Below are 12,149 nucleotides of genomic sequence, written 5' to 3'. Positions count from 1 at the left end.
GTGTGCAGGACGTAAAGCGCAGCAGTCCTGCACACCGACCCCTCCGCCCCGACACCGCACCCAACAGCCCCGCGCAGCGGACAACAGCCACGCCGCAGGCGAAACGGCGCCGCACCCGGCAACGTACGAGTCTCAGCCAAGCGCAGCGGCCCGGCGCCGCACCCGGCAACGTACGAGTCTCAGCCAAGCGCAGCGGCCGCCGCACCCGGCAACGTACGAGTCAGCCAAAAACGTGGGAGGACCAGCCAAGCGCAGCGGACTGCGGCCTCGCCTGCCCCTCCGCCGTCACCGGCCACGGCATCAGCACCGGCGAGAGCCGGCCCGGTGCGACCGTGCGCCGGGCCGAGCCGCCGGGGCCCGGGTCGGAGGGCGGTGCGGAGGTGCAGCCGGCCGCGGCGAGGGAGGCGGCGGTCAGCGCGGTGGCGAGGAGGGGAGAGATGCGACGCACGGTCTCACGGTGCGGGAGGGGCGCCGGGTGGCCAAGCGACGCGCCGGGGTGTCACGCGGACGAACGACAGCCACGGACCCTCCTGCACGACTGTGCCGGGCGGCCCGACCTGGCTGCGGTTAGCGTCGGGGGCGGGGTCGGTCGAGGGAGAGGTGGGCGCGTGACGGTGTGGGTGCCCGTCGTCTTCGCGGTGCTCGCGGCGGCGTGCAACGCGCTGTCCACGGTGCTCCAGCGCCGCGCGGCGCGCACCGTGCCGGTCTCCGGCAGGCTCCGGCTCGGCCTCTTCGCCGATCTGTTGCACCGGGCGGCGTGGCTCGGCGGGATGCTGATGGTGCTGCCGGCCGCCTGCTTCCAGGCGTTGGCGTTGTCGCTGGGCGCACTGTCGGTGGTGCAGCCGATCTTCGTGTTGGAGCTCCCGTTGGCCCTGCTCATCGGCCGGGTGCTGCTCGGCGGGCCGGTGCCGGTGCGGATCTCCGGGCGCGGCTGGGCCGGGGTGGGCCTCCTGGTCGCGGGGTTGGGCAGCGCACTGGCGGCGGCCGCACCCACCGTCGGCCGGGACCACGCCCCGTTGAGCCGCTGGGTGCCCGCCCTGGTGGTCTGCGCGTCGGTGATCGCCGTGACGGTCGGGGCGGGACTGCGCCGCGGTGCCGGCAGCGTGCGCGCGGCCTGCTTCGGCGCCGCGACCGCGGTGGGCTACGCGCTCACCGCCGCGCTGCTCAAGGACGCCACGCACGCGTGGGAGCGCGGCGGTCCGGCCGAGTTCTTCGTGTCCTGGCAGACCTATGGTTTCGCGCTCACCGGGGTGCTGGCGCTGTTCATGATGGAGAACGCCATGCAGTCCGGTCCGTTGACCGCCTCCCAGCCGGTGCTCACCCTGGGGGACGCGCTGATCAGCCTGTCGCTGGGGGTGACACTCTTCGACGAACGGGTCCGCATCGGGTGGTGGCTGGTCCCCGAGGCGCTGGGTGTCGGCCTGGTCCTGTGGGGTGCGGTCCTGTTGTCCCAGGTTTCGCTCGCCAGGGACCTGGCGACCGGTCAGACCGGGGAACGGTTGGACCGGCCGCCGCCTCACCCGACGTAGGCGGGTGCGACCGCTGAGGTCATCATCCGGCGGGCGGTGCCCGAGCCGTTGGCCGGGACCGTCCACAGGTCCGAGCCGTAGTCGCCGGGGAGGGCGTAGACCAGGGTGCCGTTGTCGGACCAGAGTGCCTGGTCGTCGATGTTGCGGCGCTCGGCGGTGGCGGTCTCCTCCAGGGTGGCGAGGTTCAGGACGTAGAGCCGCCAGGGGGCGTCGGGGGAGGCGCCGGGGACGCGTTTCTTGTACGCGATCCGGGTGCCGTCGGGGGAGAGCGAGGGGCACTCGACGTTGCCGTGCAGGGTGGTCAGGGTGCGGGCGGTGCGGTCGCCGCGGACGAGGTAGGTCCGGCCGCCGGTGGCGAGGGTCGCGTAGAAGCGGGTGTCGTCGGCGAAGGTGACGCCCCAGATGTTGATGTCGGAGGCGTGGTAGGGCCGGCCGTCCTTGGTGACGGCGTACTCCTCCAGGTTGTCGTCCAGCGCCCAGGTGCGGGTGTCGGCGAGCGCGGTGCGGGTGGAGAAGGCGGTGCCCGCGTACGAGTCGCCGCTGACGAAGACGGTCCAGGCGACCGTGTGGCCGGAGGGGGAGACCCGGGCCCGGGTCGGGATGCCGGGCGCCGGGAAGCGGTGCCGCACCCGGAGGTGGGAGTCGAGGACCACCGCCCGGTAGGTGTCCTGTAGGGCGCCGCGTTCGGCCTGGAGGCAGATGCCGATGCCGGCGGCGGCGTGGAAGCGCAGGCACTTCACACCGGAGGCGGTGCGCGGGCCCTGCGGCTGCCCGGCCGGCACCGTGGCGATCTCGTCGCGGTGCGGACCCCAGGCGAGGTTGCGTACCAGCAACTGCCGTTCCCCGGCCCGGTTGAGCGAGACGGCACCGGTGTGGACGGCCGGGCCGCCGGCCTGCTGCCGGTCGCGGACGGCGGACCGGTCGGCGGCCCGCAGCACCGCGGCGGTGCCGACCGCCCCCAGCACCACCACCGCGAACAGCAGCACGGCCAGGCGGGTCTTCCGGTTCATCGGGGCGCTCCCTGGGGGTTAGGGCGGTCGTCGTCGGGGCTCGGGTCCGGGTCCGGTGCGTCGGTGGTGCGGAGCAGTCGTGCGGCGATCAGGGCGGCGACCGCGAGCGCAGCGGCGGCCACCGCCAGCGCGGCCCGTCCGTCCCACAGGCTCCAGGCCGCGCCGAACGCCAGCGAGCAGACGAACCGGGCCAGTGCCTGGCCGGTCCCCACCAGGGCTTGTCCGGCGCCCAGGTGCTCCGCCGGGACCGCGCCCGCGGTGGCGGCGGCCAGTACTCCGTCGGTGGCCGCGTAGAACGCACCGTGCAGGACGAGCACCGCGAGCACGGTGCCCGGGCCGCGCAGCGGGGAGAGCACCAGCCCGTACGCGAGGAGCAGTGCGGCGTGCCCGGCCAGGAAGAGCCGGCGGCGTCCGGCCCGGTCGGCGAGCGCGCCCAGCGGCACGGCGAGCAGCAGGAAGGCCGCGGCGGTGCCCAGCGGCAGCAGCGGGAACAGGTCGGCGGGCACGCCCAGTTCGCGCTGGAGGAGGAGGTAGAGGAAGGCGTCGCTGACGGTGGTGAGCCCGAGCAGGGCGGCGCACAGCGTCAGCCGGCGCAGTCCGGGGCGGCGGAGCAGGGCCAGCGAGTCGCGCAGGGCGGGGCGGGCGGTACCGGGTGCGGATCCGGGTGCCGGTGCGGCGACCGCGGGCCGGGCGGGGACGAACAGCACCAGCACCAGTACGCCCAGCGCCGCCACGCACGTGCTCACCGTGAACACCGCGTCGTAGCCGTCGACCGCGATCCGCAGTACCGCGAACGCCGCCAGCGGCCCGATCAGCGCGCCGGCGGTGTCCATCGCGCGGTGCACGCCGAACGCCCGGCCGCGGTGTTCGGGCCGGGTGGCCAGCGAGATCATCGCGTCCCGGGGTGCGGTACGCAGTCCCTTGCCGACGCGGTCCACGGCCAGCACGGCGCTGATCGCCGGCAGTCCTTGGGCGATCAGCAGCAGCGGTTTGCACACCGCGGACAGGCCGTAGCCGATGCCGGCGACCACCTTGTGCCGGCGGCCGCCGCCGTCCGCGAGATGGCCGCCGGCGAGTCGGACCAGCGCCCCCACCCCGTTGTTGATGCCGTCCAACAGGCCGAAGCCCAGCGGTGACAGCCCGAGGGCGGTGACGACGTACAGCGGGAGCACCGCGGTGATCATCTCCGCGGAGACATCGGTGATCAGGCTGACCGCGCCGAGTGCGAGCACCGTGCCGGGCACCGCGGGCCGCCGCCCCGGGCGGGTGCTGCCCGGGGCGGCGGTGGAACCGGCGGTGCCGGTGGTGTTGTTGCGGGAGTCCGCGAGGTACACGGGCCTCAGTTCCAGATGTCGGTGACGTCGGACGCCGCGGCGGCATTGCCGGCGTGGCTGCCCAGACCGGCCAGGTCCTCCAGGGTGCGCAGGACGTTGTAGTGGTTGTAGGTGGTGCCGCTGGAGCTGCCGGGCGTCACGTGCGCGCCGTAGAACAGCGTCGGGATGCGGTTGCCGGCCAGCCGGTTGTCCTCGTCGAAGGTGACGACCAGCATGCTGTTGTGGGTCTTGGCCCACTCCGCGTAGCCGCTCAGGTTGTCCTTGATCCAGGTGTCACCGGTGCCCACCGAGCAGTCGTGCATGTCGTTGCAGAGGTCCGGGATGACGAAGGAGACCTTCGGCAGGGTGCTGTAGTCGGACGGGAACTGGTCCATGGTCCTGGCGGTGTCCGTCGGCACGTTGGAGAAGCCGAACCACGGGTTGTGCTTCTGCGCGTAATTCCCGCTGCTGCACGTCGTCGAACCCTGGCTCGGCAGCCCCTCGTTGTAGCTCGCCCAGGTCTTGCCGGCGGCGATCAGCTCGGAGGCGAGGTTGGGCGCGGACATCGAACCGACCGGGACGCAACTGTCGTCGGTGCGGCCCTGGTTGGAGCCGGAGAACAGCATGTAGTAGTTCGGCTCGCTGGGGTGGGTGAGGGCGAACGACTGGGTGAGGTCGGCGCCGCCGGCCTTGAGGGAGTTCAGGTAGGGCGCGCTGGAGCTGCCGATCACCTGCCCGTAGGCGTGGTTCTCCAGCATCACCACGACCACGTGGTCGGGGGTGGGGAGCCCGGCGGTCTGCGCCGTGGCGGTGGCGCCGGTGGCGGCCCACAGCCCGAACGAGGCGGCGGCGAGGGCCGCCGCGCCGGCCAGCGCGGTGAGGGAACGCCGGGTGCGCTTGCGCGCCTTGACTGCGGTCATGACTGTCCTCCGGACAGGAGTGACGAGCGTATGGGGGGAGGGGCGCGGTAACCCTAGGAGCGGCCGGATGGACTCGGCCGCGTCCACCGGGTGAAGAACAAACGAACGATTGACCTCCGCGGTCGAACGATGGTGGCGCCCAACCGGCCACGGGCACAGGGGAATTCCGGCCACCCCGCGGGAATCCGCGGTCGGGTCGGTGCGTGCCCCGGGCGGGTCAGGTCGCGGTGCGCGGTGCCGCCGGGGTGTCACCCCGTACGGCGTGCAGGTACAGCAGCGCCATGTCGAGGGTGAAGTACGAGCTGTAGGAGATGTCCGGGGTGTCCCCGCCGGTGTGGTAGCCGCCGATCACGCCGATCAGGGCGTAGCCGTCGAAGTCCCGTACCAGGAACGGCCCTCCGGAGGTGCCGCCGATGTAGCCGGCGCAGGGGATCTCCAGGAAGTCGCCCGGGGCGGCCGGGTCGGTGCTGGTGTAGCGGTGCGTGGACGAGGAGCAGTCCAGCGGCTGGGGGTAGCGGGTGTCGCTGCTGCCGGGGTAGCCGATGAGTCGGACGTCGGGGTGGTTGTACCCGGGGTAGGGGAGGAGGTCGAAGCCACCGGTCACCTGCTGCACCCGGGCGCCGTCCTCGCGCGGGCCGACCCGGACCACCGCGTAGTCCCAGCGGGCGCCGCCGTCCGTGCCCAGGTCGTAGTAGCGCTGGTCGAGGTAGATCCGCTCGACGGGGTAGATGCCGTGCGGTTTGAGGCCGTCGTGGTACTGCGGCACGAACGACAGGTACTTCTTCGGGTCGGGGGAGCGCAGGCAGTGCCCGGCGGTGACCACGAGGTTGCGGTGCGGGCTGCGGACCACCGTTCCGCCGCAGAACCGGCCGGTGTTGCTGCCGTCGGTCCAGAAGAACGTGCCCACCTGGGGCAGCCCCTCGAAGGGGTGGCTGGGCGGTACCGGTGCGGCGGACGGACGTGGCGGCGACGGCTCCTTTCCCTTGGCCACCACGGGTTCGGCGGCCTCCATGCGCCCCGCGGTCCAGTACGCGTCGACGGAGGAGGCCGGGTCACTCGGGGTGCCGGTGGCGTGCGCGGACGCTGCGGGCACCGCGAGCAGTGCCAGGACGAGCACCAGCAGGACGGCGAGCGGCGCGGGGACGGAGCGGCCGCGGGCGGCCAGGGGTCTGCCCATGGACGGGTTCCTTTCGGGCGGAGGGTAGGCCGACATGGTCGTACGGCGGAAGGCGGCTGGCCAGAGGGGCGTCACCGGTTGCCGTGCGTTTCCCGTTCCGTACCGTCGAGTTCCGCCAGAATGCGCTCCCGGTCCTCGTCCAGCGCCGGGATCCGGTCCATCCGCGGCTCCCGGCCGGCGACGGTGACCGGCGGCAGCAGGGCGTCCAGGGGGCCGACCGGGGAGTCCACGGTGCGCCAGCGGTCCCGGGCGGCGAGCTGCGGGTGCCCGGTGAACTCCGCGACGTCCCGCAGCCGTCCGTGGGCGATCCGGGCGTCGGACAGCCGCCGCTCGATCTCCGCCGCCGCCAGGTGGGCGAACCGTTCCTCGATCCGCTCCCGCAGCGCCGCCCGGTGGGTGACCCGGGCGGAGTTCCGGTCGAACCGCGGATCGGCCGCCAGCTCCGGGAGTTCCAGCACCCGCCCGCAGAACACCGCCCACTCCCGCTCGTTCTGCACGCCGAGGAAGACCCGTGTCCCGTCCGCCGCACGGTACGGGCCGTACGGGGCGATCGCGGCGTGCTCGGCACCGGAGCGGGGCGGGGTGGCACCGCCGTAGCGGGTGAAGTAGGTCGGGTAGCCCATCCATTCGCCCAGCGCCTCCAGCATCGACACCTCGAAGGCGCTGCCCCGGCCGGTGCGCTCGCGCTCGTAGAGGGCCGTCAGGATCCCGCTGTAGGCGTACATTCCGGCGGCGATGTCGGCCACCGGGATCCCGATCTTGGCCGGTTCCTGCTCCGTGCCGGTCAGGGACATCGCCCCGGCCTCGCACTGCACCAGCAGGTCGTACGCCTTCGCGTGCGCGTACGGTCCGCCGGTGCCGTAGCCGGAGATGCCGCACACCACCAGCCGCGGATGGGCCGTCAGCAGGGCCGCGGTGGTCAGGCCCAGCCGCTCGGCGGCCCCCGGTGCGAGGTTCTGCACGAAGACGTCGGCCCGGGCGAGCAGCCGTCGCAGCACGGCGGCGTCCGCGGGGCTCTTCAGGTCGAGCGCGATCGACTCCTTGTTGCGGTTGAGCCAGACGAAGTGGCTGGACATCCCGCGCACCGTCTCGTCGTAGCCGCGGGCGAAGTCGCCCGTCCCGGGGCGTTCCACCTTGATGACCCGGGCGCCGAGGTCGGCGAGTTGGCGGGTGGCGAAGGGTGCCGCGACCGCCTGTTCGAGCGCGACCACGGTGATGCCGTCCAGAGGGAGCATAGGTGGACCTTTCCTGAGGAGACGGGGCGGAGCCGGGCGAGCGGGGTACCTATCTGCCCGTGGATCCGGACCGACGGATCCACGGATCCGACGGGATCCGGCGGCACCCCCACTCACCCGCAGGAGTCACCATGACAGCCGACCGGCACGGGCACGTCCTCACCGATACCGGCACCGAGGCCCTCGACCACTACGAACGGGCCCTGGACGACCTGCTGTTCTTCCGCCCCGCCGTCGAGGAGAGGGTACGGACCGTGCTGGCCGCCGCGCCCCGCTCGCCGATGGGCCACGCCCTCGCCGTCCATCTGGGCGTGCTGGCCACCGAGGAACGGGCCGTCGAGGCCGCTCGCGCCACCTTCACCGCCTTCCGCTCGGAGCTCGACCCGGACCGGCTCACCCCGCGCGAGCGGCGGCACATCGCCGCGGCCGAAGCCGGGTTGAACGGCGACTTCCGCACCGCGGGCCGGATCCTCGACGAGATCGGCATCGCCCATCCCCGCGACGAGCTGGCCCTCTTCGCCGGCCACCACGTCGACTTCCTGACCGGCGACGCCCCGCGGCTGCGCGACCGGATCGGCGGTGCGCTCGACGCCTGGGACGAGGACGATCCGCACTATGGGCCGCTGCTGGGCATGTACGCCTTCGGCCTGGAGGAGAACGGCCACTACGAACACGCCGAACAGACCGGACTGGCGGCCCTGGAGCGGCAGCCGCACGACGTCTGGGGCATCCACGGCGTGGTGCACACCTACGAGATGCGCGGCCGGTTCACCGACGGCCTCCGCTTCCTGGACGCCCGGACCGACGCCTGGGCCGGCAACACCCTGCTCACCGGCCACAACTGGTGGCACTACGCCCTCTTCTCCCTGGAGCGCGGGGACACCGGCCGGGTCCTGGACATCTACGACTCCGCACTGCACGACGTGGCCGCGGACAGCGGAGCCCTGGAACTCGTCAACGCCGCCGCCCTGTTGTGGCGCCTGCACCTCGCGGGCGACGACCAGAGCGCCCGTTGGGCAGCCCTCGCCGACGCCTGGGAGCACCGCGGCGACGGCCCGCACTACGCCTTCAACGACGCCCACGCGGTGATGGCGTACGTCGGCGCGGGCCGCCTGGACCGGGCCGAACTGCTCGTCCGGGACCGCGAACGCTGGCTGGCCAACACTCCGGCCGGCCCCGTGCCCGCCAACCGCGCCATGACCGCCGACGTCGGCCTGCCGGTCTGCCGGGCCCTGATCGCCTACGGCCGGAAGGACTACGCCGGCGCCACCGACCTCCTCCTGCCCGTCCGGTACCGCCTGCACGAATTCGGCGGCAGCCACGCCCAGCGCGACGCCGTCCAGCGCACCCTGGTCGAGGCCGCGCTCGGGGCCGGCCGTCACGACCTGGCCCGCGCCCTGCTCAGCGAACGCAGCCGGCTCCGTCCGATCTGCCCCTACAACTGGTCGGCCAAGGCCCGCCTGGAGGAGCGGCTGGGCGCACCGGAGCGCGCGGCGGCGGCCCGGCAACGGGCGGCGGCACAGGCGGCCGGTGCCACGCTGGCCGGGTGAGCCGGGCCGGGCGGGTGAGCGGGCGGGTCAGGCCAGCAGTTGTTCCGCCCAGATCACCTTGCCGTCGGTGGTGTAGCGGGTGCCCCACCGGTGGGTGAACTGGGAGATGAGGAACAGCCCGCGGCCGCCCTCGTCGGTCGTCCGCGGATGCCGTAGGTACGGGGAGGTGCTGGAGCCGTCGCACACCTCGCAGATCAGGGTGTGCTCCAGGATCAGCCGCAGCCGGATCGGCCCCGACCCGTACCGGATCGCATTGGTGACCAGTTCGCTGACCACCAGCTCGGTGGTGAACGTCAGCGTGGGCAGGTCCCATTCGGTCAGCTGCCGGGCGGCCATCTCGCGTGCCTGGCCCACCACGGCCGGATCGGCGGTCAGTTCCCACGAGGCGAACTGGTCCGGGGCCAGCCCGCGGGTCCTGGCCAGCAGCAGCGTGACGTCGTCGTGCTGCCGGCGCGGCACCAGCGTGCCGATGACCGACTCGCCCAGGGCGTCGAGGGATTCGTCCGGGGCGGCGAGGGCGTGCAGCAGCCGTTCCTGGGCCGGTTCGCCCGCGCCGGCCAGCAGCCCGTCGGTGTACAGCGCGAGCACGCTGTCCTCCTTGACGGTCACCTCGACGGCCTCGAACGGCAGCCCGCTGACGCCGAGTTGGGGGCCGACCGGCAGTTCGGCGAACGCGGCGGTGCCGTCGGGCCCCACGATGACCGGCGGCGGGTGCCCGGCGCTGGCCATGGTGAAGCAGCGGCCGAGCGGATCGTAGACCGCATAGAGGCAACTGGTGCCCACCGCGCCGGCGTCCGCGCCCTGCCCGCCCTCCTCGGACACCCGGCTGACCAGGTCGTCGAGGCGGGCGAGGAGTTCCTCCGGCCGTAGGTCCAGGGCGGCCAGCGTCTGCACCGCGGTGCGCAGTCGCCCCATCGTGGCGATCGCGCCGATGCCGTGCCCGCGGACCTCGCCCACCACCAGCGCCAGCCGCGCCCCGGACAGCGGGATCACGTCGAACCAGTCGCCGCCCACCCCGGCCAGCTCGTCCGCGGGCCGGTAACAGGTCGCCAGGGTCAGCGCGCTGTGTTCCAGGACGCCCTGCGGCAGCAGACTGCGCTGGAGGGTGAGTGCCGCCGCGCGCTCCCGGGTGTAGCGGCGGGCGTTGTCCAGGCAGACCGCGGCCCGGGCCACGAACTCCTCGGCCAGCCGCTGGTCGTCCGGGCCGAACGGCTCACCGTGCCCGCGGCGGAAGAAGCTGGTGACGCCCATCGTCGTGCCGCGCGCCCGGATCGGCACCACCATCGCGGTGTGCAGGCCCTGTTCCCGCAGCTGCCGGCGCCGGCCGCCGGGGATGTCCGCGGCCCACTCCGCGCCGTGCGGGTCCAGCCACTCCACCCGCCAGGACTTGCCGTCGGCCAGGGCCCGGATGGGCGGGGACCAGGAGTGGTACGACGCCAGGTCCCCGACGCCGACGACCGCTTCGGGGATGCCCGGCCGGGCGGACTGCTGGCCGCCGCGGCGCAGCGCTACCCGGTCCGCGTCACCGGGCGGCCCGGTGAGCGGATCCCCGCCCCGGATCACCGAGTCGAGCAGGTCCACGGTGACGAAGTCGGCGAGGTCCGGCACCGCGACGTCGGCGAGTTCCTGGGCGGTGCGCAGCACGTCGAGGGACTGGCCGATGGCGGTGCCGGCCCGGTCCAGCAGGGTCAGCCGCTGGCGGCTGCGGTACCGCTCGGTGATGTCGATGACGGTGTAACACACGCCGATGGGCTGGCCGTTGCCGCCGTCGAGCCGGACGAACGACATGGCGTGGGCGCGTTCGTAGCGCGGTTCGGACTGCGGGTGGCCGATGTGTTCGTAGCCCAGGACCGGTTCGCCGCTCTCCAGGACGCGCCGCATCTGGGCCTCCAGGGCCGCGGCGTCGAGGCCCGGTTGGACCTCGGCCAGCCGCCGCCCGATCCGCTCCACCGCCGGGCCGCCCCCGAACCGCTCCAGAGCGAGGTTGGACCACACGAACCGCAGGTCGGTGTCGACCACGGCCATCCCGACCGGCGCCTGCATCAGGAGCTTCTCCAGCACCGCCCGACTCATCTCCCAGCCCGGGAACGACGACGCCTCGGCGGCCACCGCCAGCCAGTGCGGGGTGCCGTCGCTGTCGGTCACCCGGGCCAGCTGCACCATGAGGTCGACCAGTGCACCGTCCTTGCGCCGGGCGGTGAGCGTCCCGCTCCAGCCGCCGTGCGCCCGGCACTCCGCGGCGAGCTCGGACAGCCGGGCCGCGTCGTCCGGTGCGAGCAGCGCCGCGGCGGCCCGTCCCACCACGTCCGCGGCCGGGTGGCCGAACAGCCGCTCGGCGCCGTCCGGCCAGCTCTCCACGCGGCCGCGGGCGTCGCACAGCACCAGGGCGGCGTCGGCGATGTCGAGCGGCGCCTGCCGCCCGTCGTGGCCGTGCTCCTCGAAGTCCACCATCAGAGCCGTTCCGTCTCTGCCGGACGAGCCGGACGAATGCGGTATAGCCGAATCTATGGATGAAATAGACTAATCCGTTATATGGGGTGTTTACCCCGTCTGAGGGTACTGGCCCCGGGACTTTCGGTCCCTCTCACAGCCCGGCGAGTTCCCGGGCCCGGGTGAGCAGGGCAACCAGCATGTCCGGGGTGAGCGTGCCGGTGAAGGTGTTCCGCTGGCTCGGGTGGTAGCAGCCGAGCACCCGCAGCTCCCCGCGCCGCCGGCCCGCCGGCAGGGCCAGCTCCGCACCGTGGCCGAACACCGGCCGGGGCCGCGGCGCCGGCCACCCCGCCGCACCGAGCGCCGGCCACAGCGCCTGCCAGCCGAACCCGCCCAGCGCCACCACCGCCCGCAACCCGGGCGCCAGCAGGCCCAGCTCCGCCGCCAGCCAGGGGCGGCAGGTGTCCCGCTCGGCCCCGGTCGGCCGGTTCTGCGGCGGAGCGCAGTGCACCGGCGCGGTGATCCGCACGCCGTACAGCTCCAGCCCGTCGCCCCGGTGCGTGGCGGTCGGCTGCGAGGCCAGGCCCACCGCGTGCAGCGCCGCGAACAGGAAGTCCCCGGACGCGTCGCCGGTGAACATCCGGCCGGTGCGGTTGCCGCCGTGCGCGGCCGGGGCCAGGCCCACCACCGCCAGCGCCGCGTCCGGCGGGCCGAACCCCGGCACCGGCCGCGCCCAGTACTCCCAGTCCCGGAACGCCGCCCGGCGCTCCGCCCCCACCCGCTCCCGCCAGGCCACCAGCCGCGGGCAGGCCCGGCACTCCGCCACCGCGGCGTCCAACGCCGGCAGCCCGCCGCAGCGCGCCGCCCGGTGGGCCGGGTACCCGTGGTCCTCCGGGCCGGGCGGCCCCCCGCTCGGCTCCCGGTTCATCCGCGCCCCTCCTCTCCGTGCGCCGCCTCCGGACGCACCGCCTCCGGGTATACCGGG

General features: G+C 74.0%; 10 protein-coding genes. 2 read left to right on the top strand and 8 right to left on the bottom strand.

Features of this window, described 5'->3' with window-relative positions; genetic code table 11:
- Nucleotides 1-220: 220 nt before the first annotated feature.
- Nucleotides 221-448 (bottom strand): hypothetical protein, encoded by a 228-nt coding sequence (locus tag ACFVT2_RS22245; protein ID WP_390020474.1) that lies wholly within the window; start codon nt 446-448, stop codon nt 221-223.
- A 160-nt stretch (nt 449-608) separates the two neighbouring features.
- Between ACFVT2_RS22245 and ACFVT2_RS22240 the strand changes: the two genes are divergently transcribed.
- Nucleotides 609-1,529 (top strand): DMT family transporter, encoded by a 921-nt coding sequence (locus ACFVT2_RS22240; protein ID WP_390020471.1) that lies wholly within the window; start codon nt 609-611, stop codon nt 1,527-1,529.
- Here the strand turns inward: ACFVT2_RS22240 and ACFVT2_RS22235 are convergent.
- The 5 genes from ACFVT2_RS22235 to ACFVT2_RS22215 all read right to left on the bottom strand — a co-directional run bounded on the left by ACFVT2_RS22235 (nt 1,517) and on the right by ACFVT2_RS22215 (nt 7,184).
- Complete coding sequence (locus ACFVT2_RS22235) at nt 1,517-2,539, bottom strand: TolB family protein (RefSeq protein ID WP_390020469.1); 1,023 nt, start codon at nt 2,537-2,539, stop codon at nt 1,517-1,519. The genes ACFVT2_RS22240 and ACFVT2_RS22235 overlap by 13 nt on opposite strands.
- On the bottom strand, nt 2,536-3,873 hold the full coding sequence (locus ACFVT2_RS22230) for an MFS transporter (RefSeq protein ID WP_390020467.1): 1,338 nt from the start codon (nt 3,871-3,873) through the stop codon (nt 2,536-2,538). Before ACFVT2_RS22230 ends, ACFVT2_RS22235 begins: the two co-directional genes overlap by 4 nt.
- A gap of 5 nt (nt 3,874-3,878) precedes the next feature.
- Nucleotides 3,879-4,772: an alkaline phosphatase family protein gene (locus ACFVT2_RS22225; protein WP_390020464.1), complete on the bottom strand. Its 894-nt coding sequence runs from the start codon at nt 4,770-4,772 to the stop codon at nt 3,879-3,881.
- A 217-nt stretch (nt 4,773-4,989) separates the two neighbouring features.
- Nucleotides 4,990-5,949, bottom strand: a complete 960-nt coding sequence (locus ACFVT2_RS22220) for a trypsin-like serine peptidase (RefSeq protein ID WP_390020461.1) — start codon at nt 5,947-5,949, stop codon at nt 4,990-4,992.
- 71 nt (nt 5,950-6,020) lie between these two features.
- Nucleotides 6,021-7,184 (bottom strand): CaiB/BaiF CoA transferase family protein, encoded by a 1,164-nt coding sequence (locus ACFVT2_RS22215; RefSeq protein ID WP_390020459.1) that lies wholly within the window; start codon nt 7,182-7,184, stop codon nt 6,021-6,023.
- A 131-nt stretch (nt 7,185-7,315) separates the two neighbouring features.
- Between ACFVT2_RS22215 and ACFVT2_RS22210 the strand changes: the two genes are divergently transcribed.
- Nucleotides 7,316-8,734 (top strand): tetratricopeptide repeat protein, encoded by a 1,419-nt coding sequence (locus ACFVT2_RS22210; RefSeq protein WP_390020456.1) that lies wholly within the window; start codon nt 7,316-7,318, stop codon nt 8,732-8,734.
- A 27-nt stretch (nt 8,735-8,761) separates the two neighbouring features.
- Here ACFVT2_RS22210 and ACFVT2_RS22205 read toward each other — a convergent pair whose 3' ends face one another.
- Entirely contained in the window at nt 8,762-11,185 is a 2,424-nt protein-coding gene (locus tag ACFVT2_RS22205; RefSeq protein ID WP_390020452.1) for a SpoIIE family protein phosphatase, read from the bottom strand.
- A 133-nt stretch (nt 11,186-11,318) separates the two neighbouring features.
- On the bottom strand, nt 11,319-12,092 hold the full coding sequence (locus tag ACFVT2_RS22200) for a uracil-DNA glycosylase (RefSeq protein WP_390020449.1): 774 nt from the start codon (nt 12,090-12,092) through the stop codon (nt 11,319-11,321).
- Between the last annotated feature and the right edge of the window lie 57 nt (nt 12,093-12,149).

Source organism: Streptomyces sp. NPDC058000, assembly GCF_042886435.1.
Classification (GTDB): domain Bacteria; phylum Actinomycetota; class Actinomycetes; order Streptomycetales; family Streptomycetaceae; genus Streptomyces.
The sequence above is the reverse complement of the archived record's forward strand: the minus strand, read 5'-3'. Positions and strand labels throughout refer to the sequence as shown.

Bases quoted from the DNA above. Each gene is read 5' to 3' on its own strand.
- ACFVT2_RS22235 (WP_390020469.1), bottom strand. From the start codon at position 2,539: ATGAACCGGAAGACCCGCCTGGCCGTGCTGCTGTTCGCGGTGGTGGTG.
- ACFVT2_RS22225 (WP_390020464.1), bottom strand. From the start codon at position 4,772: ATGACCGCAGTCAAGGCGCGCAAGCGCACCCGGCGTTCCCTCACCGCG.
- ACFVT2_RS22220 (WP_390020461.1), bottom strand. From the start codon at position 5,949: ATGGGCAGACCCCTGGCCGCCCGCGGCCGCTCCGTCCCCGCGCCGCTC.
- ACFVT2_RS22215 (WP_390020459.1), bottom strand. From the start codon at position 7,184: ATGCTCCCTCTGGACGGCATCACCGTGGTCGCGCTCGAACAGGCGGTC.
- ACFVT2_RS22210 (WP_390020456.1), top strand. From the start codon at position 7,316: ATGACAGCCGACCGGCACGGGCACGTCCTCACCGATACCGGCACCGAG.
- ACFVT2_RS22205 (WP_390020452.1), bottom strand. From the start codon at position 11,185: ATGGTGGACTTCGAGGAGCACGGCCACGACGGGCGGCAGGCGCCGCTC.
- ACFVT2_RS22200 (WP_390020449.1), bottom strand. From the start codon at position 12,092: ATGAACCGGGAGCCGAGCGGGGGGCCGCCCGGCCCGGAGGACCACGGG.